Annotated in this window: 23 protein-coding genes and 4 pseudogenes; 15 read left to right on the top strand and 12 right to left on the bottom strand. The window is 68.9% G+C overall.

Going from position 1 to position 20,920, the window contains the following annotated elements; translation table 11 throughout:
* Positions 1-75 precede the first annotated feature (75 nt).
* Positions 76-621 carry a GNAT family N-acetyltransferase gene (locus ACIPSA_RS43090; RefSeq protein ID WP_402645522.1) on the bottom strand — a complete coding sequence of 182 codons (546 nt, stop codon included), beginning with the start codon at positions 619-621 and terminating at the stop codon, positions 76-78.
* Positions 618-1,892: an XRE family transcriptional regulator gene (locus ACIPSA_RS43085; RefSeq protein WP_402645520.1), complete on the bottom strand. Its 1,275-nt coding sequence runs from the start codon at positions 1,890-1,892 to the stop codon at positions 618-620. Before ACIPSA_RS43085 ends, ACIPSA_RS43090 begins: the two co-directional genes overlap by 4 nt.
* Before the next feature lie 326 nt (positions 1,893-2,218).
* On the opposite strand from ACIPSA_RS43085, the gene ACIPSA_RS43080 reads away from it, so the two are divergent.
* The 12 genes and pseudogenes from ACIPSA_RS43080 to ACIPSA_RS43025 all read left to right on the top strand — a co-directional run.
* Positions 2,219-2,689: a hypothetical protein gene (locus tag ACIPSA_RS43080; RefSeq protein WP_402645517.1), complete on the top strand. Its 471-nt coding sequence runs from the start codon at positions 2,219-2,221 to the stop codon at positions 2,687-2,689.
* The gene (locus ACIPSA_RS43075) at positions 2,686-3,279 is read left to right on the top strand and encodes a hypothetical protein (RefSeq protein WP_402645515.1); all 594 of its coding nucleotides are present in this window, start codon (positions 2,686-2,688) and stop codon (positions 3,277-3,279) included. Before ACIPSA_RS43080 ends, ACIPSA_RS43075 begins: the two co-directional genes overlap by 4 nt.
* Positions 3,280-3,495: 216 nt before the next feature.
* Entirely contained in the window at positions 3,496-3,666 is a 171-nt protein-coding gene (locus ACIPSA_RS43070; RefSeq protein ID WP_402645514.1) for a DUF5999 family protein, read from the top strand.
* A complete protein-coding gene (locus ACIPSA_RS43065) occupies positions 3,663-4,325 on the top strand; it encodes a hypothetical protein (RefSeq protein WP_402645511.1) in 663 nt (220 codons plus the stop codon). Before ACIPSA_RS43070 ends, ACIPSA_RS43065 begins: the two co-directional genes overlap by 4 nt.
* Before the next feature lie 144 nt (positions 4,326-4,469).
* The gene (locus ACIPSA_RS43060; RefSeq protein ID WP_402645509.1) at positions 4,470-5,048 is read left to right on the top strand and encodes a hypothetical protein; all 579 of its coding nucleotides are present in this window, start codon (positions 4,470-4,472) and stop codon (positions 5,046-5,048) included.
* Positions 5,045-5,707, top strand: a complete 663-nt coding sequence (locus tag ACIPSA_RS43055; RefSeq protein WP_402645507.1) for a hypothetical protein — start codon at positions 5,045-5,047, stop codon at positions 5,705-5,707. Before ACIPSA_RS43060 ends, ACIPSA_RS43055 begins: the two co-directional genes overlap by 4 nt.
* A gap of 91 nt (positions 5,708-5,798) precedes the next feature.
* Positions 5,799-6,602, top strand: a complete 804-nt coding sequence (locus tag ACIPSA_RS43050) for a hypothetical protein (protein WP_402645504.1) — start codon at positions 5,799-5,801, stop codon at positions 6,600-6,602.
* A gap of 12 nt (positions 6,603-6,614) precedes the next feature.
* Positions 6,615-8,150 (top strand): B12-binding domain-containing radical SAM protein, encoded by a 1,536-nt coding sequence (locus ACIPSA_RS43045; protein WP_402645501.1) that lies wholly within the window; start codon positions 6,615-6,617, stop codon positions 8,148-8,150.
* Positions 8,147-8,803 (top strand): dTMP kinase, encoded by a 657-nt coding sequence (gene tmk, locus ACIPSA_RS43040; protein ID WP_402645500.1) that lies wholly within the window; start codon positions 8,147-8,149, stop codon positions 8,801-8,803. Before ACIPSA_RS43045 ends, tmk begins: the two co-directional genes overlap by 4 nt.
* The gene (locus tag ACIPSA_RS43035) at positions 8,800-9,243 is read left to right on the top strand and encodes an NUDIX domain-containing protein (RefSeq protein WP_402645497.1); all 444 of its coding nucleotides are present in this window, start codon (positions 8,800-8,802) and stop codon (positions 9,241-9,243) included. The genes tmk and ACIPSA_RS43035 overlap by 4 nt, the downstream gene beginning before the upstream one ends.
* Before the next feature lie 171 nt (positions 9,244-9,414).
* Positions 9,415-9,577 (top strand): annotated as a pseudogene (locus ACIPSA_RS43030) (IS630 family transposase); the annotation flags it as partial.
* A pseudogene (locus tag ACIPSA_RS43025) lies at positions 9,577-9,762 on the top strand (methyltransferase); the annotation flags it as partial. The pseudogenes ACIPSA_RS43030 and ACIPSA_RS43025, both read left to right, overlap by 1 nt.
* 11 nt (positions 9,763-9,773) lie before the next feature.
* On the opposite strand, the gene ACIPSA_RS43020 reads toward ACIPSA_RS43025, so the two are convergent.
* From ACIPSA_RS43020 to ACIPSA_RS43010, 3 genes and pseudogenes are all read right to left on the bottom strand, one after another.
* Entirely contained in the window at positions 9,774-10,592 is an 819-nt protein-coding gene (locus ACIPSA_RS43020) for a hypothetical protein (RefSeq protein ID WP_327425923.1), read from the bottom strand.
* Positions 10,593-10,756: 164 nt separating this feature from the next.
* Positions 10,757-10,891 (bottom strand): annotated as a pseudogene (locus ACIPSA_RS43015) (IS5/IS1182 family transposase); the annotation flags it as partial.
* A 68-nt stretch (positions 10,892-10,959) separates the two neighbouring features.
* Entirely contained in the window at positions 10,960-12,474 is a 1,515-nt protein-coding gene (locus ACIPSA_RS43010) for a hypothetical protein (RefSeq protein WP_402645494.1), read from the bottom strand.
* A gap of 160 nt (positions 12,475-12,634) precedes the next feature.
* On the opposite strand from ACIPSA_RS43010, the gene ACIPSA_RS43005 reads away from it, so the two are divergent.
* Positions 12,635-12,805, top strand: coding sequence for an Imm53 family immunity protein (locus ACIPSA_RS43005; protein ID WP_402645492.1), 171 nt, complete (start codon positions 12,635-12,637; stop codon positions 12,803-12,805).
* Positions 12,806-12,812: 7 nt separating this feature from the next.
* On the opposite strand, the gene ACIPSA_RS43000 is transcribed toward ACIPSA_RS43005, so the two are convergent.
* A complete protein-coding gene (locus ACIPSA_RS43000; protein WP_402645490.1) occupies positions 12,813-13,931 on the bottom strand; it encodes an IS630 family transposase in 1,119 nt (372 codons plus the stop codon).
* 482 nt (positions 13,932-14,413) lie between these two features.
* On the opposite strand from ACIPSA_RS43000, the gene zwf reads away from it, so the two are divergent.
* Positions 14,414-15,796 (top strand): glucose-6-phosphate dehydrogenase, encoded by a 1,383-nt coding sequence (zwf, locus tag ACIPSA_RS42995; RefSeq protein WP_402645487.1) that lies wholly within the window; start codon positions 14,414-14,416, stop codon positions 15,794-15,796.
* 304 nt (positions 15,797-16,100) lie between these two features.
* Here zwf and ACIPSA_RS42990 read toward each other — a convergent pair whose 3' ends face one another.
* From ACIPSA_RS42990 to ACIPSA_RS42970, 5 genes and pseudogenes are all read right to left on the bottom strand, one after another.
* Entirely contained in the window at positions 16,101-16,328 is a 228-nt protein-coding gene (locus ACIPSA_RS42990) for a DDE-type integrase/transposase/recombinase (RefSeq protein WP_402645485.1), read from the bottom strand.
* 23 nt (positions 16,329-16,351) lie between these two features.
* Positions 16,352-16,501, bottom strand: a pseudogene (locus tag ACIPSA_RS42985) (IS3 family transposase); the annotation flags it as partial.
* A 118-nt stretch (positions 16,502-16,619) separates the two neighbouring features.
* Positions 16,620-16,961 carry a hypothetical protein gene (locus ACIPSA_RS42980; protein WP_402645482.1) on the bottom strand — a complete coding sequence of 114 codons (342 nt, stop codon included), beginning with the start codon at positions 16,959-16,961 and terminating at the stop codon, positions 16,620-16,622.
* Positions 16,962-17,293: 332 nt separating this feature from the next.
* Positions 17,294-18,058 carry an SDR family NAD(P)-dependent oxidoreductase gene (locus tag ACIPSA_RS42975; RefSeq protein WP_402645480.1) on the bottom strand — a complete coding sequence of 255 codons (765 nt, stop codon included), beginning with the start codon at positions 18,056-18,058 and terminating at the stop codon, positions 17,294-17,296.
* A 654-nt stretch (positions 18,059-18,712) separates the two neighbouring features.
* Positions 18,713-18,910 (bottom strand): hypothetical protein, encoded by a 198-nt coding sequence (locus tag ACIPSA_RS42970; protein WP_402645477.1) that lies wholly within the window; start codon positions 18,908-18,910, stop codon positions 18,713-18,715.
* Between the two features lie 61 nt (positions 18,911-18,971).
* On the opposite strand from ACIPSA_RS42970, the gene ACIPSA_RS42965 reads away from it, so the two are divergent.
* Positions 18,972-19,727, top strand: coding sequence for an SDR family NAD(P)-dependent oxidoreductase (locus ACIPSA_RS42965; RefSeq protein ID WP_402645475.1), 756 nt, complete (start codon positions 18,972-18,974; stop codon positions 19,725-19,727).
* 36 nt (positions 19,728-19,763) lie between these two features.
* Here ACIPSA_RS42965 and ACIPSA_RS42960 read toward each other — a convergent pair whose 3' ends face one another.
* On the bottom strand, positions 19,764-20,663 hold the full coding sequence (locus ACIPSA_RS42960; protein ID WP_402645473.1) for a LysR family transcriptional regulator: 900 nt from the start codon (positions 20,661-20,663) through the stop codon (positions 19,764-19,766).
* Positions 20,664-20,920: the final 257 nt, after the last annotated feature.

Raw genomic sequence — 20,920 nt, 5'->3', positions numbered from 1 at the left:
CGGTGCCGTACGTCAGGCCCGCGCGCGGCAGGACACTACGGAATCCGGCGGGAGTTGAGGCGGCTTCCGCCCATGTCAGTGGGCAGCGCGAATCATGACGGTGAGGACCGGCGAGGCGGGTGACGGCTGACTCTGACCTAGGTCTTGGTAGCCCCACGACCGGTAGAGTCGGTGGACCTTTCCTTCGCCGGCCGCGGGGTTCACCATGAGCGTCACGTACGGCTCGTCCCGCGCGGCGAGGAAAGCGTCATGCATGCGCCGCGCAGTCCCGGTCCCCCTCCATGCTTCCCGTACGCCGATCTCCTTCAAGGCCACCGCTGGACGGTTGGTGTATTCCTCTGCCGGTTCCGGGGCGGTGCGCTGCCAGTACCGGTCACCGTGCTCGATGCGGTTGCCGTAGGCGTAGCCGACCGGGTGTCCGTCGGCGTACGCGAGGATGACCGCGAAGCCCGGCTCGGCTCCGTGCCGGTCCAGCCGTTCCCCGAATGCGGTGATGGAGTAGTTCGCCAGATGAAGCAGCGGCGCGCGTACCTCGGCGTAGACGTCGATGACGTCGCCGCGGATGGGGATCAGGTCGGTGAACGTGCGGAGTTCGAGTTCACTTGGGGGAGCCGTGGTCATGTGGTGGCCTTCCAGGCGTCGCGGGTGTGCTCGGTCCAGGTCTGTGTGGTGGAGCTGCGCGGTGCCCGGGCGCGTAGCGCGGCCCCGAACTCCTGGAGCATGCGGGAGACGCGGGCGTGTTGGGTAGCGGCGTCGGTGGGCACCTGCATGGCGGTGACCGTGGCGGCTTCGAGGTCACCCTGAGCGAGTTGGGCGTGGGCGAGGCGCGTGGTGGTGATGGCGTGGGACCGGCGCATGTGGGGCCGCAGGGTGGACAGGCAGCGGTGAGCGTGGAACTCGGCGGTCGGGTGGTCGCCGAGGGCGAGGTAGGCGGAGAGCGCGAGTGAGTGCAGCTCGGCCTCGTCGTAGAAGGCGAGCAGCCACACCGGCCGGTAGTCGTCTGGGTCAGCGCGTTGCAGGGCGTCCTGTGCCTGGTCGAACGTGCGGCGGATGCCGGTGCGGTCCTGCGCTGCACCGTGGATGGCGGCCTGCCGGGCCAGGCCGAGGGAAGCGAACATGGGATCGCGGCGTGTGATGTGGAGGTTGCGTGCGACATCGTTCGCGGCGAAGGCTTCGCCAGGACGGCCAATGTGCCGATACATGGCGCCCGCGTGGCTCCAGATGCGGAACTTGATCGCCTGGTCGCCGGACATCTCGGCCAGGGCCTGGGCCTCGCGCATGTGTGCCTTCGCGTCGCCGTAGCGGCGGCCGTCGATCGCCGCCCACATCGCGGAGGAGCGGAACGAGGCTGCACACGCGTACAGGTTGCTGCGTACGCGTTGGGTGGCGCTGCCAGCGTTCTGAAGGTTCAGCGCCTCGTCGGCGAGTGTGGCGGCCCGCTGCTCGATACCGAGCTGGCCGCCATAGCGGTGGTCGCTGGCGATGACCTCGGCAAAGCGTCGCTGTAGTCGGTCGACGTCGCTCATGCCGATACGGCGGATTGAGGTGCCGGGGGCTGCTGCTGCGGCGGCAGCGATACCGCCGACGAGGGTGCGGCGCTTCATATCAGGGTCCTCCTGCGGTGCGGCTGGGGTGGACAGAGTCCGGCCCCGTGGCACGAACCCTAAAGCGGTCGCGGGTAAGCCGGTGACGGTCTCAAGTGCCTTGCGGGTAGCGGATTTGGGCCACTTGACCCGGCCTGCCTTCCAGTCCCGGACGGAGGAGCCGTCCAGTCCGCCGGCCCTGCCGGTGAGCTGCTCAAGGGCCCTGTTCACCGCTTCAGCCAGGCTGTTGGACTTGTAGCCATGCTCGTCCATCCACGCCTCAAGAACCTCATTGCGCGTGGCTTCCATGCACGCACCGTAGTGGCACGCTGCCCGCCTGTCAGGCAAAGCAATAGTCAAATCGGCCTAGGACGTTCCGCCGGATCAGCGCTCAATCGCCCTAACCAGCACCCCACACATCGGAGTTATCTGGTTACCGGACAGCCGCTTTCCCTGTGGTTGACCACCGACGGCCCTACCCGCTCCCGGCCGCCCACTTCCCTGAAAGTGCCGATCGAGCAGAGAACCCATGGGAGTCCCCCGTGAACCCCCCAACGCACGACACCACTCCGTCTTCCGGCGAAACCAGTGCGCGCGGCGACCACGAAGCTGGCGAACATCCAGTCAGCGTCACCGTGCTCCTCCTGCCCTTACAACAGGAGGAGAAGCCTCGATTCAAGTGGCAGACCAGGCTCACGGCGAACGAGGGCGCCGGTCCCAACGCCCGGCTGCAGGTACGCACCCGACTCACCGTTGCCCACTGGCCCGGAAACATCGACGCAGCGGCCCGAGTCGCGGACAAGCTCGTGGACAACGCTATCCGGCACGCCAAGCCGTTCGGGCCCGGCGAGGGTTGGATCGAGCTCAGGCTGACGGTGCTGTCCGGTACGGACGAGCTGCTCATCGAGGTAGACGATGCCACTCCCGAGTTCGCTGACTTCAACGAAGCGATGAGCGCCACCCCCTCGGGCCCTCCGCCTGGGCTCTGGTGGGTCCGCCACTACCAGGGGGCCCTGTCGTGGGACCCGAAGACGGATGCCACCACCGGTGACGTCGTCGGCAAGACCGTGACGGCGTTCCTCCCCACCACCTGGGGCGCGGCATGAGCCGCACGGGGCAGATGCCGCGCCGGCCGGTCGACGGCGACCGGGTGATCCCGTCCGCCCGGCCCGCGGGCTTCACCGCGACCAGCCTCCGGGCAGACCCCGCGCTCGTCGCCCCCGACATGGGGGACCTGGCCTCGCGCGTACGCAGCCTGATGGCGCTCCAGCAGCAGGAGATTCTCCAACTGCCGTTGGGCGGCCGCTTCTTCGACATCATCGTCACGGCGAGCGGCCCGCAGGCGTATGCCGCCATCAAGGTGATGGACGAGATCCAGCAGACGGGTGACGAGCGGGCGGACGCGTGCGGGCCGGTGATCGAGGACCCGCAGCGGTCGTGGCTCATCTGGCTCGTGCCCCCGGGGACCAGCGAGCAGTGGGTGCCGTACCGGTACGCGGCGTGCCTCGGTCGGCCCCATCGATTCGCGCTGCCCGCCATGACGTCGGCGGAGCCACCCGGGCCGTACTGGCTGCGCCCCTGCCGCGGCGACCGGCTCGTACCGCCCACAGCGCTGCGGCCGCTGCTCGACCAGTTCCGGCCGGACCCCGCCCCACACGAAACGCTCCTCGGATCGGTGCTGAGCACCATCGCCTGAACTCAGAAGGTGACGGGGCTCGCGCCGGACAGGCGACGCAGCTGAGGGGGAAGTCCGGCTCCGGTCATCCGGGGACAGAGAGACCAAACGGCTCTCGTCCGCAAGCCCGGCGACCACCACCGCAATGCCCCCTCATCAGCCGTTACCTGCAGCGCCCCGCGGTTCGCAGACCGTCGAAGAGGCCTTGTCGCACAACTCATTCGAGAGGACTGCACCGTGTGTCGCCACGATCCCGCCTGCCCCGCCACCGTCGTTGCCCGCCACGACGATCAGGGGTGGTCGTTGATGTCCGACGGCTCCATCGTGTTCGACGACACCGGTGAACTCCTGCCGAACGGGCGGATCGTCCCTCCGCACCGGCCCCTCCCGGTGAGCGTGAACGCATGAGCGAGGCCGGCCCGCGGCAGTTCTTCTGGCGGGGCGTGCGGGTGCCGTTCATCGCTCCCTGGTCGAGCGAGGCGCGGATCCACGCACCGCTGGTGCGGCTGCCGAACCTGCCGGGTGGGGGCATCGGATACGCCGGCGAGAGTCCCCGAGTCGATCGTCGCGACGGGATCCTCTGGGTGCGGATGCCGGCCGTGCGCGGCGTGGGGGAACCCCGCCTCGCGGGCGTGCACGCACTGCGTCAGCGTCAGGCCATGACGCACCTGTTGTGCCAGGTGTGCGGCACGTCGACCTACCCCAGGCAGGACGAACGGCACCTGTTCCTGATGGGCGAGCGGAACGGCAGACCGATCGTCGAAGGCGAGCGGACAGCCGTTCCGCCCGTACACGAGGAATGTGCAGCCGAGGCCCTGCGGGACTGTCCGCACCTGCGCTGCGGCGCAGTGGCTGCCCGGGTCGCGTACCCGTCCCCGTGGGGTGTCGCCGGCATCCTGCACCACCCCCGAACCCTCGCCGCGCTCCCGGCCCCGACGAACGAGGACCTGGACTTCGTGCCCCACGGCCACCCAGACCTGCGCTGGATCATCGCCGCCCGCGACGTCGTCACCCTGCACGGCTGCACCCCTGTCTCGCTCGACGAAATCATGAGCCTCTCGGCATAAGGCCCGCCGGCGATCCGGCGTTCCTTGCGGCCCGGATCGTCGGCGTAACAAGCCCCCGGCGCGGGCGGCAACTTGCGCCCCACCCCCGATGGGCGGCGAGCTGTCCCCGCGCCGGGCCTCCTACTACGTGCAAGGAGCCATCCCGTGAATGCCATCCTGCCCGCCTTCGTCAGCAGGCTGCTCCAGCAAGGCCACGAGCCCGGCAAGGTCCCAGACATCTCCCAGCAGGCCACCACTGGGTGGCTCGGACCGCTGGCCTCCCGCATCCTCAACGGATTCGACACCCGCTCGCATCAGGCGGCCGGCTCCTTCTCCGCATACGGGTACTGCCACCTGCCGATCCCGGTTGCCGACGGGCAGTGCGCCTACCTCCGCCTCCGGAAGGAATTCGGCTGGCACTCATGGCCGGTGCTCACCACCTCCGTCGTCCTGACGATGGCGGGCACCGTCGGACTGGAGGTATACCAGGAGGTCGCCGGCGCCCTGGCGGGACAGCCACAGTACGTGCGCAGCTTCGGTCCCGAAGAAGTGTTCGCCGTGCACCCGGGCACGCACTGCAGCACCCGCTCGGAGTCCGACAACCTGCAGGTTCTCGTAACGGAGCAGCCGCTGCAGGCGGGCCGATCGCCGCTAAGCGGCGACGAATACCGGGCCGTTGCCGGGGAGGCCCGCCGCGTCCTGGAGAGGCTCTCGCTGGCCGCCACGGCAGGTGGTCTGCAGTGAAAGTCGCAACCGCCTGGCTCGCGCAGGTCCCTTCGCTGGACCGGCCCAGCCTGCGCGAAGTGCAGATCATCAGCCACGACCTGTTGAATCGGCTCGCCGATGACCGGGCTCTGCTCACACGGCTCGTAAACGACGTCCTGACCGATCCCGATCGTCTTTCCGCAAGCCGTGTCACCCTCCTGCTCAACCGGCTGTCGCTGTACGAGGCACCGGACCGCGGGTTCGAGATCCGTCTCGACATGAACCCGCGACCGGCCAATCAGCTCGTCCCTCACGACCACTGCTACGCGTTCGCCTCCCGCATCCTGACCGGTGGGTACATCCACGTCGTACGTCGGCGCACCGACGGCCGGGATGGTCCGTTCACCGGGGCGGACGTGCAGCCCGCTGTCGTGACGATCGAGCGGCCCGGCAGCGCGTACACCCTCGATCACGCGATGGTGCACCAGGCCGTGATGGCTCCCGACACCGTCACCCTCTTCGTCCGCGGACCGCGCCGCAAGAGGCTGTCGAACGCCGCCGAAGAACTCATGCCATCCAAGGAGTCCTGGCCCCAGCCCGCCATCCCGGGCGACGAGCCGGAGGAGTCCCGTGCGGCGACCCTCGACGAGTACCTGCAGATGCGCCGCTACCTCCGAGACCGCCGCCTCATCGACTGATGCCCCGCATTCCCCAGCCTCACGGCGTGCCGCCCTGCGGTAACGCGAGAGGCTACGGCGAACGACCCGAACCACACGAAGGAGCATCCTTATGACCGGCGCCCTGACGACCGATCACCCCGCCTGGCACAGCGACGACGACGGCGCACGCGCTCGTGCAGTCCGTACCACCTCCGGCATCTGGGTCCTGTCCCACGACCGGCACGGCCTGCGCGTCGACTGCGTGGAGGGCACCGAGGACGTGAAGCCCACATTCCTCACCACCGACCCGGCCGCACTCCCGCCGGCCGCACCCCGCACGCTGCGCGCCGGACTCGGCGAACTCGGCGTCTCCCAGCGGCTGGCGAACCCGTGGCTGTGGGACGCGATCACCACGGCGATCCTGCGCCAGGTCGTGCGCGCGGAACAGGCACGCAAGCTCTACCGCGCCTGGTGCAGCACCTACGGCACCGTCGTCGACGGCCCGTTCGGCAATCTCGCCGTAGCCCCCTGCCCCACCCGGGTGCTGGAACTTGCCGACGAGAGCTTCGCCGCCATCGGCGCGAAGTTCCATCGCACCGCGCTGCAGGCCGCGGCCGAGCACTACGAGCGCCATCACCCGACCTGGCAGGAGGCCACTGGCGACGACCTGGTCGTCGCCCTGACTGCCATCCCCCGGATCGGCCCGTGGACCGCGCGTGCTGCCGCAGCCGACTTCACCGGCGACTTCAGCATCTACCCGCACGACGACCTCGCGGTACGCACGTGGGCTGCACAGATCGACCCCGCCTACCCCTGGCCGGACAAGACCGACAAAGCCTTCGGCCCGCTGTGGACCGGCTGGGCCGGCACCGACCGCACCGCCCTGCACACCCTCACCCTCGCCACCCTCACCTGGGGGGCGCACGCCCGATGACCTGGAGGACCCATGCAGCAGTTATCGCTGATCGCGGGCGCCGACGACCGTCACACGCTGGACGCCCTGTTCATCAACGCCCCGCTGCGTGACTACACCCTGCGGCCGCGGACCAACGACTACACCCTCCCCGTGCTCGGCATGGCCTACATCGCCACCTACGCCCAGCAGCGCGGCTTCAACATCGGCGTGCTCGACGCCGAAGCCCACGGCCTGGGCCTCGAAGAGACCGCTCGGATCGTCAACGCAGCGGCGCCCCGCTGGGCCGCCATGAACCTCCTCGCGCCCACCTATGAGATGTCCGCGAAGATCGCTGCTCTGCTCGATCCAGGCATCGCCCTCATGGTCGGCGGCCACCACGCCAAGGCCCTGCCGGACCGCGTCCTGAACGACCCCCGCATGCGTCACCTGCGCGCCCTGGTCCTTGGAGAAGGAGAACTCCGCGTGGCCGCACTCCTGGAGGACGAGCACAACCGGCGCACGCTGCCCGGCGTCCTGTGGCGAGACCCCCTGCTCGGCACCCGCGCCGCGGGCATCGCCGACCCCAAGACCACTGCCGCGCTCCTGAGCCCCGACATCGATGCCCTGCCGTACGTCAATCGCGCCTTCCTGCCCCAGGACCCCTACCAGGACGTCCCGACGGCGACGGACCGCCGTCTGGCCGGCGAACGACCCTGGCTCAGCGGGATCACTACGCAAGGACAGCGGGAGGCCAACATCGTCGGGAGCCGTGGCTGCCCCTACAACTGCACCTTCTGCGGCGCTGCCGTCTCCGCCAACCCGGACGTCACCATCCGCGTACGCTCCCCTGAGAACATCATCGGCGAGCTGGACCAGCTGCACGACGAGTACGGCGTGACCGCCTTCCGCTTCGTCGACGACCTCTTCCTCGGCGTCGGCCGCGTCATCGATGAGCAGATGGAAGCCTTCACCCGGAACAGGGTCGGCGAGCGGTACGTGTGGGACGCCACCGGCCGCATCAACGTCCTCAACCGCCTCACCGACACCGATCTCGACCGCCTGGTGACCAACGGTCTCCGCGAGGTCGCCCTCGGCATCGAATCCGGCAGCGACCGCATCCTTGCAGCAATGGACAAGCGGATCGACGCCGAAATGACCGAACGCGTCGCCCACCGCCTGGTCGCCCACAGCATCGGCGTCAAGGGCTACTTCATCCTCGGCTTCCCCGGCGAAACCCAACAGGACCTGGACGCCACCGTCCAGCACATCCGCAACCTGTGGGCCCTCTCCGACCGCCACAGCGGCGACGTCCGCGCCAGCGTGTTCGAGTTCCGGCCGTACCCGGGCACGCCGGTGTGGCAGACACTCATCGACGCCGGCCACGAAGCCGACGCCCTGCTCGCGTACGGCGACGTCGACCTGACCGGCGACGGCGCTCACGAGTCGATGCGGCAACGCGACGAATTCAACTTCTCCGTCGGCATCCAGTTCAGCGACGTACCTCTGCAACGCATCCGCTCAACACTCGCCGCGCTCACCCGCGAGCAGCACGAGCGGAACCAGCGCGGACAGGAGGCCGCTGCATGACCAGGGGGCGCACCGGCTGGTTCGTCACCATCGACGGCCCCAGCGGAGTCGGCAAGTCAACGACCGTTCAGGCCCTGCACGATCTCCTCGCCGATCAAGGCCGTCCCGCCACCCGAACCGCCGAACCGACCACCACAGCCCTGGGTACGTTCACCCGCTCCCACGCCAACACCATTCACGGCCTGGCGCTCGCCTGTCTCGTCGCCGCCACCCGCTACGAGCACGTCGAGACCGTCATCGACCCGGCGCTGCGCCGGGGCGCACTCGTCGTCAGCGACCGCTACCTGCCCTCCACACTGGTTCTGCAGCAGCTCGACGGCGTCCCGTCCCAGTTCCTGATCGACGTCAACCGCCACGTGCCGATGCCGGATCTGGCCGTGATCCTCACCGCCGAGCCGGGACTGATCGCCCAGCGCATCACCGAGCGCGGCATCACTCACCGCTGGCACCTCGACCCCACCGGCCCCAGCCGGGAGGCCGACCTGTACCGGGAAGCGGCGACCTACCTGACGAGCCGAGGGGTCGATGTGCTGCTTCTGGACAACAGCGCGTACACCCCATCGGACGTAGCACGGCGAATCGCCGACGCCATACCAACCCCGCCGATAGCGTCAGCCACCAGCCCCGTCCCGACAACCCCCCAAGGAACATGAGCGGACAACCGGCCACACCCGTCATCGACACCCACGTCATCCTCCGCGACGGCGACAAAATCCTCTTCTCCCAACGCGGCGGCCCCTACGGCTACGGCCGATGGCACATGCCGTCAGGAAAACTCGACAAAGGGGAGCCACTGGCCGACGGCGCCGCCCGCGAGCTCTTCGAGGAAACCGGCATCACCGTTGACCCTGCCGACCTCGAACTCGTACAGGTCGTACACCACCGCCAAGACGACAAAGTCGAACGGATCGGCTTCTTCTTCAAAGCCGTCAAATGGCAGGGCGAACCCGTCAACAAAGAACCCGACAAATGCCTCGCACTGCAATGGTTCACCGACGATGACCTGCCCGAGGACATCATCGAGTACCCGCAGGCCGGACTACGCGGCTACCTCAACGGCACCGGCCCCCTCACACTCCACGGCTGGCACTAGCCACCACAGCTCTCCCAGCACGAAACGCGGCAGTGGCACGAAGACCCGTACAAGGGCTGTGCCGCTGGTCCGACCGCGCCTGCCCGAGCTGGCGTGCCGCCAGGCTGATCCCGGCGGCACGCACCGGCTAGTGCCCTGACCACATAGGTTCACCGGGTTGACGGTTCCGGCGGTTGGATCGGCCGCGAGGCGTTACCGTGCCTGCTCGCCCGCCGCGGCATCACCTTCCAGCCCACCAAGACCTGGAAGGGGTCACCCGGACCGCAACGCCAAGCTCGACCGCATCGAGTACGTCCTGGCGCGCTTCCCCGACCGCGTCTTCGCGTTCGACGAGTCGTGGTCGACAACGTCGTACGGCAGGGCCAGGTCGCCGACGCCCGCAGCACCTCGCCGGACGTGGTGGGCAGCCGGGCCGTGATCGAACTGATCGGCAGCCACGCGAGGTTGACCGGCACGGCGCTGCAGACGGTGGGCAGCAAGGGCCACGACGGCTTCGCGCTGGCGCGCGTGCTGGCGTAGCCCCCGGCCGCTCAGCTCTTCGGGGTGAGGTCGAAGGCGGGGTAGGACGGCGTGGACAGCCCGAAGCCGGACGACGGGTAGCCGGACGGTGCGGGGGATGCCGTGGGGATGCCGTTGTCGTCGCAGAGCTGGGGCGCGGACGGCGCGAACACGTGGTAATCGACTACGCGCTTGGTCGGGAAGGTGACGTCGTCGCCGACGATCGTGTTGCCCGTGCTGATCTTGGTCGGCAGTTCGCGGTTCTTGAGCGGTGCGCCGACGTAGATCGCCTCCAGGAAGCCGTCGCAGGGGCTGGCCTTGGCCGAGGCGAAGCCCTTCGGCGGCTTCACGTCGTGGACCTTGCGGCCGTCGATGTGCAGTTCGGTGCGCTTGAGGGACTGCAGGGCGTAGTCGTAGTTCACCTCCCTCGAAAGCGGGTCGGCGGCCGAAGTGGCGCTGGACGGCCGGTAGTTGACGCGCCAGTACTGGACCTGGACGGTCACCCGGTCGCACAGGGGCCCGTCGAAGCCGGGCATGGACTTGGGGAACCGGACCTCTCCCGGGCCCAGGGCGGGCGTGCCGACCTGCCCCCAGTCGACCCAGTCCACCGCCTTCGCCGTACTCCACTTCGCGTTCGGATGGCAGCCGGCCGCGTTCGTGGGGTAGATGTCCGACGGTTTGACCGCAGGGGTGGGCGAGGCCGTCGAAGGGGTGGTGGCCGGGGCCGCCGCGGTCGTCGTCGCGGAGGGGCTGGAAGCGGCGTCGTCACCGCCCCCGCCGGAACAGCCGGCGGCCGCCAGCACCGCCGCAACGATCATGGCCGCACGAACCCGTCTGTGCGCAGTGGTCATCCCGCTTTCCCCCCGTCCACCCGATGGACAATCATGCTCCCAGGTGAAGTTGCCCGTCGGCCATGACGGAAAACTCACGTTTCGCGGGGTTCGAAGCGGGCGGCGGGTCCTCAGAGAGCGTTTTCTTCCGATGTTTCGTCCCGAGATGCGGCTTTGATGAGGCATTAGAGCCCTCGCCGGATCAGGGTGGATTCTCCGGTGAGTCGGCGGGCCATCAGGGCGATCATCGCAAGGTAGATCATGGCGGCAGAGCGGGCCGGGAGGGCTTCGTAGTCGCGGGCCAGGCGGCGGTGGTACACACCACCGCCGGCTCTCCGTAGAAGACGGGCAATGCACCCTGCACTGGTTCTGACACCCGGACGACGTGTCAGTTCCCACCGCGGGACCGTCGGGAGAGCGCTAGGGCCATACCGCCAGCCAGCAGCAGCGCGCCGGCCGCCCAGGCGATCCAGCCGCCGCCGAATCCGGTGTCGGCCAGCGGTCCGGACCCTGCGGAAGGGCCGCCCGAAACGGAGCCGGACGCTCCGGCCGCGGAGCCGCCCTGCGCCAGCCGCAGGGTCAGCGCCGCGCTGTCGTTGGAGGCGTCGGGGTCGAGCCCCTTCATGACCTCCAGCGTGCGGACCTGGCCCGTGGAGACGGCCGGGGTACGGGGGCTGATAGCGACGGTGAACGACAGGACGTGTCTGTCCCCCGGGGCGGGGTCGCCGAAGTAGCACTGGTAGGAGGACCGGCCCATCCGGGGGCCGGGGTCCGACCCGTCGTCCGTGGGCGGCGGCTGGCAGTTGTCCGGGATCTTCGTGGCCTTCGTGCCCGGCGGCAGCTTGACGAGGACCGGGAGGAAGGCGTCGTCGTCGAGGAGGTCCTCCACCACCGCCGGCCCCCGGTCGATCACCGTGGCGTGCAGCGTGGCGTGACCGCCGCGCCGCCCGGTGACGGTGTCCCCGGTGACGGCGAAGTCGGCGTGGTTGACGCTGTTGACGTAGGTGGTGAAGTACGGGTCGATGTTCCCGTCGGACGGCATCGCGCCCCTCGGGACCAGGGTCAGCGGGGACCCGGGGCCGTTCGCCGGGGCGGCGCTGGTCAGCGGGGTGAATTCGTAGAAGATCTTGTCGCGCAGGGCCTCGTCGCCGACCTTGACGCACAGCGGCGACGACAACGCGTACTGCTGGCCGGGCTCCACCGGGGTGGGGAAGTCGCACAGGGTCTCGCGCACGATGTGCCCCCCGCGGTCGCTCGCGGGCACGTCGCGGCAGTTGGCCCAGGAGCCCTGGAGGTGCAGCCCGGCGGTGGTGTCGATCCGCAGCTCCACCCCCTTGGCCGCCGGGAGTTGGCCGTTGTTCCACACGTCGAGCGGGAAGGTCAGCGTGTCGCCCGGCACCTGGTGCAGCTGCTCGGCGGACGCGCTCACCTTCAGCTGCGTCGCGCCGTTGGTCAGGGTGAGGTGGTCGCCGGTGACGGTGGCGTCCGACGCCGTGCCGGAGACGGTCACGGTGCCGCTGCTGCCGACGGCCGCACCGGGCTTCGGCACCAGCGTGATGGCGTGGAAGTCCGAGGTGGCGGACGCCAGGTCCAGCGTGCAGAGGTTGCCCTTGCAGTGCTCCAACGGTGCCGGCTCGGCGAAGTCGGCCACTCCGGACAGGTCGACGGTCAGGTGGACGTGGTGTGCCGTGCCCCCGCCGGCCACCTTCCACCGGTAGGACAGGTCCACGCTCGCCGGCTCCGTCCCGATGAAGAGCTCGTGCTCGGCGAACTGGACCGTCATCCCTCGTGCGGCGTCCGCCGTGTCGGCGCGGGCCGGACACGTGCCGAACACCCCCGCCACCAGCGCCACCGCGCCCGCCGCCGCCGTCGCGACCGTGCGTACCCGTGATCGTCTTGCCATCCGACCGAAACCTTCCCCGCGCGCCGGGAGGGTCCCGGCCCGCCGTGCTTCACAGGTGTGACCCGCGAGGTGCGGAAATGGTTGCGGCCAGCCGGGCTCAGGTGTCCGCGCTGCCGGGCACGATGTGACGTGGTCTAGGAGGCCGGACACGGATGATCACATGACGGACCGGGAGTACCCCCGGCAGCGGGTCACTCGGGGTGAGCACGACTGGGTGATGGCCTGGACGTCCGAGAGGACCTTTCACATTGCGTGTGGGCCAGGCAACCTGACCGAGGCGCCCTCGATGTTCCGTACCTGGGCGTCTGAAGACGTCGCGGGAGTACTCTGACCGGATCTCACGCCGCGAGCGCGGGTCTGCCGCCCCAGCGGATGCTTTTCTCGCTGCGGATCCGTGCGCGCTCCCGGCGCTGGGCGGCCAACACGTCGGGGTGGCGGGCGTTGGCGTTGCGCCAGCGCAGGTAGGCGTGCAGGGCCCGGGTCTGCACCGTGTGGTTGGGGTGGTGGGAGTTGGCAATGGTGAACTGCCGCAGCGGTCCGAAGTGCGCCTCGATCGGGTTGGCCCACGAGGCGTAGGTCGGCGTGAAGCACAACTCGACCTTGCTCTTCTTCGCCCAGCGGCGTATGTCTGCGCCCTTGTGGGCGGACAAGTTGTCCATGATCACGTAGATGGGTGCGCCGTCGGGCCGGGCGGCGCGGATCGACTTCAGCGCGGCCAGGGTGTTCGCGGCGCCTTTCCTGCGGTGGTTGACGCCCCACAGGCGGTCGTCGCCGACCGAGTAACAGCCGTGGAAGTAGCGCACTCCGTGGGTGCGGTGGTAGGTGGCCGGCAACCGGTCCGGGCGCTGCTGCCTGGCCCGGCCCGAGCCTGCAGTGGGCCGGATCCCGAGCGGGCCGAATTCGTCGAAGGCGAAGACCCGGTCCGGGAAGCGGTCCAGCACCTCTTCGATGCGGCCCAGCTTCGCCTCGCGTTCGGGGTCGGGGGACTCCTTCCACGTCTTGGTGCGCTGGAAAGTGACGCCGCGTCGAGCGAGCAGGCAGCGTAATGCTTCGCGGCCGATGCGGATCACCCGGCCGTGGACTTTCCACAGGTAGGCGACCAGCTTGCGCAGTGACCAGCGAGTGAAGGGCTGGTCCAGTTTGGCCGGGCGGGTGGTGGCCGTCGCCACGACGAAGTCCTCGTCGTCAGGGCTGAGTCGGCGGGGACGGCCTCCCGCCCATTGAGGGTTCAGGCAGGCCAGGCCGATCTCGTTGAACCGGTGGATCACATCTCGGACAGTGTCCTCGTCGGCTTGGAGCAGCTGGGCGATCACCGGCACCCGGTTCCCGCCAGCCGAGGCGAGCAGCATCATCGCCCGCCGATAGCGCACCGTGCTGGCACTGCCCCGACGCACGATCTGCTGCAGCTTCTGCCCCTCTTGGTCGGTCAGTCTGCGCACACGGACGGGCTCAGCCACCGCGCCTCCAGTGATCGGAACGGACGTCACCGCACATCCAACCGCCACGACCACCAACCCGGCGAACCTACGCGGTCACAGCACTAGCTACGCGTTGATCGATGCGGAGAAGGCCACCGAGGCGCGAGCGGGCGAGGTCGCATGTCTCGGCTGACATCACTCGTGCGGAGCCACCGCGAGCAATCGGTCTGCGAGAGGATCTTCCGCAGACCGATTGCGCCCTCCTGTCCTGTTTTCCTATCGCGGCCATAAGCAACCACTGTGGCTGCGTCGGAAGCTCGTGACGAGCTGAGCGTTGGCATTGGGCGGAGGCTGCGCGCCAGGCGGACCGCTCCTGACCACGCGGCTGTCATGTCCTGCCTGCGGGGACGCCCGGGCAGCCCCCAACAGCACCAGCAGGGGGGACAAGGCCGTGCACCCACCCTTCGCCCTGCCCGCACCGCTCGGGCTGTCATATGCAACGTAGGAAGGAATGTTCTGCCATGGAAAGCCGAGCAGATGCCCTCGTGGTTTTCGGCGTCACAAGAGACCTCGCCCACAAGAAGCTCTTTCCGGCTCTCTACCAACTGAAGAGACGGGGCCAGCTGGGTGGCCCGGTAGTCGGCGTCGGGCGTTCCGCCTGGGAGGACTGGCACCTCGTTGCCGCTGCCCGCAAGTCTCTTAGAGAGATGGACAGTCAAGTGGACATGTCCGTGTTCGACGAGTTCGCTTCGCACCTGACGATGATCGCCGGCGACTACGCCGACCCCGGACTGTACGAGCGCCTGGCACAGCGTCTGGACGGATCCGAGCATCCGCTGTTCTACCTCGCCGTGCCACCGGCCATGTTCCCCCATGCGATTGCGGGCCTGGCCTCGGCTGGTCTGGCGGGCCGCGGAAGGATCGTGGTTGAGAAGCCCTTCGGGCACGACCGGCGCTCCGCTCGCGACCTGGACGACCTCCTACGCTCGGCATTCGAGCCGGACCGCATCTACAGGATCGATCACTACCTGGGCAAGGAATCGGTGGAAGGCCTCCTGGCACTACGCTTCGCCAACGCTCTTTTCGAGCCCCTGTGGAACCGCGACCACATTGCCAAGGTAGAGATCACCATGGCGGAGAAGTTCGGCACTCAGGGGCGCGCGGGCTTCTACGACGGGGTGGGAGCCGTACGCGACGTCCTGCAGAACCACCTGCTTCAAGTGGTCGCGCTGCTGACCATGGAACCCCCGGTCAGCCCGGACGTCATCGGAGAGGAGACCTTGGCCGTGCTGCAGCGGATGCGCAAGCTGTCTCCGGCGACGACCGTCCGCGGGCAGTACGCCGGCTACCGGGACGAACCGGGGGTGGACCCACTCTCCACGACGGAGACGTTCGCTGCGAGCCGGCTGGAAATCGTGTCACCTCGCTGGCAAGGGGTGCCGTTCCTAGTGCGCGTCGGCAAGCACCTGCGGGCTAATGCCGCCGAGGTCGTCGTTGCGCTGCGGCGGCGGCCGGCGGATCTGTTCACCGGAGAGCGCACACTACAGCCCGAGCCGAACCTGCTTCGGCTCCGGTTCGGACACGACGACGGCGTGACGATCTCCCTCCAAGCGAAGGTACCGGGCGCTGACGCGGTGAGCCGCTCGGTGGAGCTCTCGACCGTTCCCGACCCCACGCCACGCCAGGAGGCCTACGAGCGGCTGATCGAGGACGTCGTCAACGGTCGACGTCACCGGTTCGTCAGCGCCGAGGCCATCGAAGAGCAATGGCGCATCGTTCAGCCTCTGCTCGATGTCGCCGAGCAGCCCCTCCCCTACCAGCGGGGCAGTTGGGGACCGGACGCCGCAGAGTTGTTGAGCGGTGGTTGGCACGAACCGCACCTTCCTCGTGAGAAGGCGGCCTGAGGGAGCTGCGTGCAGTCGGCGTGGACGCCTCCCAGGCGTAAGGGTCAGGGGCTGGGCGTGTGGTGCATCGCCGACTGTTTCCCACACCGACAGCACTGGGGGCAGCTTGCGCCTACGTACCCATGAGTCGGGCGAACTCATGCAGTCGCTTCCTGGCGGCCCCTCGAACAAGCGGCATCGCTCACTGCACAATCAGGAGTACTGTCCTGGCGCAATACGGTCTTCAGCCGACCCCGAAGGCCGACCGAGGTCCTGAAGGTCATGGAGAGTCACGGCGCGGACGGCACGATCTTTCGCCCTTCTTTCACCCTTGCCCGCAACACGGATGAACCTGCCAGCCGACGACCATCCGGGAGAAGACGTCGACGACGAACGCGGCGTACACCCAGCGGGAAAAGGTGCGGATGTAGGTGATGTCCGCGACCCACAGCACGTTCGGAGTTTGGGTGGTGAACTGCCGCTCGACCAGGTCCGCGGGGCGCGCGGTCTCGGGCGCGGGGCGGGTCGTACGGGGGCGTTTGGCTCTGACCACGCTGCGCAGGCCGCGGCGCGCATGAGGCGCTCGACCGTGCAGCGGGCCACCTTCCGGCCGCGCCGCAGCAGCGCGGCGTGGATCTTACGGGCGCCGTAAACCCCGTAACTCTCGCGGTAGATGGCGGTGATCTCCCGGGTCAGCTGCCGGTCGCGGGTGGTGCGGGTCCCCACCGGGCGGGCGTGGGCGGCATAGTAGGCGCTCGGTACGATCTCGGCGGCGGTGCGCTTCAGGCCGCGTAGATCGGCTGGACGCCGAACTCCTCCGTGTGCTGGTCGATGTATGCGACCGTCAGCGCAGTGGACGGTCCAGCTCCGCCGCGAAGAAAGGTAACGCGGACTTCAGGATCGTGTTCGCCCGCCTCAGTTCCTTCACCTCGCGTTCCAGTTCGGCGATCCGGGCTGCGTCCTGGCTGGTGGTGCCAGGGCGGGCACCCTCGTCGGTCTCGGCGCGCTTGACGGCGCCGGCACGCGCGTCGGGGTCCTTGCGGGCCTCGACAGCCAGCCGCGTCGCGCCCTCACGCAGTTGGGCGGAGTACTTGCGGGGAGCAGCCGTGATCGGGATCCTTCCGGGGCTTGGATGTCTCCATTCAAATCCGGGGCGATTCGCTTCGCGCTGTCCCGGGATCGCCACCGCCGAGCAGCGTTCCGGGAATTCGCCCAGCGGACCGGGCGGCAGCGCAGCCGGGCGTTGGAGGAAGGCGTTGGCATCGGCCGCCTCACACAGGGGCGGGCAGCGAGCAAACCTTCCCGGCCCTACCCCATGGGGCGTCGCATCCCTTGGGATAGCTCAAGAACTCGGCACTGCTGCTGCGCCGGCCCGCACTCATCCCGTCTGCGGGAAGCAGAGCCTTGCTGCCCGCTCCTCCGGGCGATCCTTCCAGGCCAGGTGCGCGGGCCCTGGCCGGTTCGGCTCCTCGGTGAGCGCCCGGTGTCCTGTTCGAGCAGGACACCGGGCGCCGACACTCAGTTCACGCTCTGCCCGCCGTCCACCATGACCGACTGTCCGGTGACGAAGGAGGCCCGGTCGGAGAGGAGGAAGAGCACCACCTGGGCAACCTCGTCCGCCTCACCGATGCGGCCGAGGGGAATCATCTCCCCATGCGGGTGGTACTCGGATCCGTCCTCCGTCCTCGTGATGCCGCCCTCGGTCAGCGGCGTGCGGATGACGGTCGGGTTCACGGTGTTCACGCGAATCGCGTCCGGCCCGAGCTCCACCGCCGCGGCGCGTGCCAGCGCGGCGACGCCGCCCTTGCTCGCGCTGTAGATGGAGATGCCCGGGGTGCCGAGCTCGGCAAACACCGATCCGTTGAAAACGATGGCCCCGCCCTCACGCTGTCGCTTCATCTGGTCGGCCTCGGCCTGCAGATAGAAGAAAGAGCCCTTCAGGTTGCCGTCCATGAGGTGGTCCCAGGCCTTCTCGTCCAGCTCGGTCAGCGGGCCGACCGCGGCGGTGCCAGCATTATTGAAGGCCACATCAAGCCTGCCGAAGCGATCGACGACCTGCCGCACCACATCCCGCGCGCCGACGAAGTCCGTGGCATCGGCCTTGATGAACAGCGCCTCGCCGCCATCCCGCGTGATCTCCTCGACCACTGCCCGGCCCGCGTCCTCCCGCCGCCCGGTGACGGCCACCTTCGCGCCTTCCTGCGCGAACAGAAGCGCGCTGATCCGGCCGATCCCGGACGTGCCCCCGGTGATCAGAGCAACCTTGCCGTCCAGAAGTCCCATAGTTTGTTCACTCCACCCTTGGAAGTTGCTAATGGTCGATATGGACCCGGCGTTCCAAAACCGATGACGGTTCTCGGGCCGGGTGCCATGCCACCTCATCGGGTGGCGAGCAGGTTCAGCGTCCGCCCATCCGGGGGGATTCCGAGCCGGCCATAGGCCGTTGCGATAGCCGGTATAACCGAGCCGCCTGCCGCCCGGACCGTGTGCCGAGCAGGCAAGCCGGTGAAGCGTGACGATGGCGCTGGTGACCAGCTCGTTGACGGCGATACGGACGCTGTCCAGCAGCTTCGGTGCGCTTGCGCGCCGTAGCAGAAAATCGGCGGCGATGTTGTCCCACCGGTGCCCCCGGGGCCTCGGCTCGAACGACGCGGACCGAGGGGCGGGGCGGCGGCCTCACATACCGGTGCGACTAACCGAGGCTTTGGCTTCCCGCGCCCCGGTTGCGCCGTTCGGCCGAAGGCAGGGGGCTGCATGGCCAGACGGTCAGCAGTGCTCTGATAACAAAGCACTATGCAACTCGGCGTATCCCTCGAGCCGCCCAGCTGGGCCCCCGAGGACAGCGGCCCCCTCCTGGAGACCGCGCAGCAGGCCGAGCGCCTCGGCTACGACTACGTCCTGATGTCGAGCCACATGCTGCGCAACCGCATCGATGTCTCACATCTGTACGACCAGCACGACGGCACCGCTTCTCCTCTCCGTCCGCTCGCGTGCGGGAGCCGGGATGTGGCCGTCGTCCCCGGCGTGGTCCATGGCGCCCGCTTGGCCCCAGGGCCGGGACGACTTCGGACGAATCCCGCGCCGCACGGCCCGGCTCCAGTGGCTGTTGCCCAAGCGATCAGCACGTGCGGCCATGTCCGGTGCTCCAACCCCGGGCCACTGACCGCGTACCTCATCATCGACGAAGGATCCGGCCATGACGTCTGCATCAATGCAGGGGAAGGTCGCACTGGTCACCGGGGCGACCAGCGGTATCGGCTCAGCTACAGCGGAAGCGCTGGCCGAGCGCGGTGCACATGTATTGGCGGCAGGTCGCGACAGCGCCCGCGGCAAGGCCGTGGTGAGCGCGATCCGGGAACGCGGCGGGAAGGCGGATTTCGTAGGCGCTGACCTGCGCGACGCCCAGGCAGTGCGACAACTGGCGCAGGACGCGCTTGGGCTGGGCGGCGGCCGGGTCGACGTGCTGATCAACAATGCAGGGATCTACCCCTTCGGGCCGACGGAGGACACGGAGGAGAACCTCTTCGACGCCGTATACGCCCTCAACGTCAAGGCCCCCTTCTACCTGGTGGCCGAACTCGCCCCGGGGATGGCTGACCGGGGTGGCGGAGCGATCGTCAACGTGAGCACCATCGCGGCCGCGCTCGGCTTCTCGGGAATGGCGCTGTACGGGTCGAGCAAGGCGGCGCTCAACCTGCTGACGAAGGCGTGGGCGGCCGAGTACGGCCCACGCGGGGTGCGGGTGAACGCCGTACAGGTCGGCCCCACCCGGACCGAGACCACCGCCCAGACCGAGGAGGACCTGCTGAGCCTGGCCGCCCAGGCGCCCACCGGACGGCCGGCGTCCGCCGCGGAGATTGCGGCGGCGATCGTGTACCTGGCGGACGACGCGGCAAGCAGCTTCGTGCAGGGCGCGGTCCTGCCCGTCGACGGCGGCCGTACCGCTGTCTGACCGAGCGCCCGCCCAGGCTTATCTCACTGCCTTGAATCAGTCGCTGGACGGCTGTTCGAAGGCGGCAATGAGGCGGCCCAGATCCTGTCGCCGCGAGTCGGTCGGCCACACTGCCCACGTCCGGCGGATGAGGGGGTGATCGACCAGCGGTGACCACGCCACGCCGTCAGGAATGGGCTGCGACCAGTGCGGCGGAGCTAGCGCGAAGGCATGTCCGGCGGCGACGGCCGCCAGTTTCACCTCGCCGATGAGCCGCTGCCCTAGCGGCGCCTGCGCTCCGATATCAAGGCCATGGCTGCGCAGGATTGCGGTCAGCTCGTCGTACCAGGCGGGACTGTCCGCACGGGGAAAGGCCACCCATTCCATTCCGGCCAGCGCATCCAGCGCGATCCCCTTCGGCCCGGCGAGCTCCGCTGCCTGTTGCACAGCCAGCAGAACGCCCAAATTCTCCCGGTTGACCAGCATCGCGTCGAACTCTTGCCCGGTAGGACGCTCCCGGAGCAGCCCCATATCGAGCTCACCGGCCTGCAGTGCGGACAGTTGCTCAGCCGTGGACAGATGCCGGGCCTGTACCCGGGTGTCGGGGCAGGCCTCGGCCAGCTCCGCAAGTGCGGGATTCAGCAGGCGCGACGGGAACTCCAGCGGAATGCCGATCCGTAGCACTCCGCCACCCCCGCCGGCGTACCGGGCCATCGTCCGCAGCGCCTGACCACGCCGGGCAAGGACCGCACGCGCCTCCCCCAGCAGAGCAGCGCCTGCATCGGTGGCCCGCACCCCGGTACTACTGCGCACCAGCAGCTTCACTCTCAGCTGCCGCTCCAGACCACTGACCGTCTGGGACAGCGCCGGCTGACTGACGTGCAGCCGCCGGGCCGCGGCCGAGAAGCCGCCCTCCTCGACCACCGCCACAAAGGCATGTAGTTCTCGCAACTCCATGACCCCATCGCACCACGCTGCGGACGCCCGGACCACAGCCGCAAAGCCAATTGCCGTTGGAAGCGAAACGTGCGGCCCGTCGGGGACACGTACGAGGCACCACTACGCGTTCCATTCATTCATCACGCCGAGGGAACCTACCGGCCACGCGTTCGCATGGTCCGGCTCTTCCCCCGAGCAGACACAGTGATGCTGCGACGCTCCGCGCGTCGCAGTCACGAGGATGCGATTCCTCGCTGGACTCGACCTTCTTGCTC

This window comes from Streptomyces sp. NPDC086549 (assembly GCF_044746205.1).
GTDB lineage: Bacteria > Actinomycetota > Actinomycetes > Streptomycetales > Streptomycetaceae > Streptomyces.
Note: the sequence above shows the minus strand (reverse complement) of the source record. Positions and strands in the feature narration are given on the sequence as shown.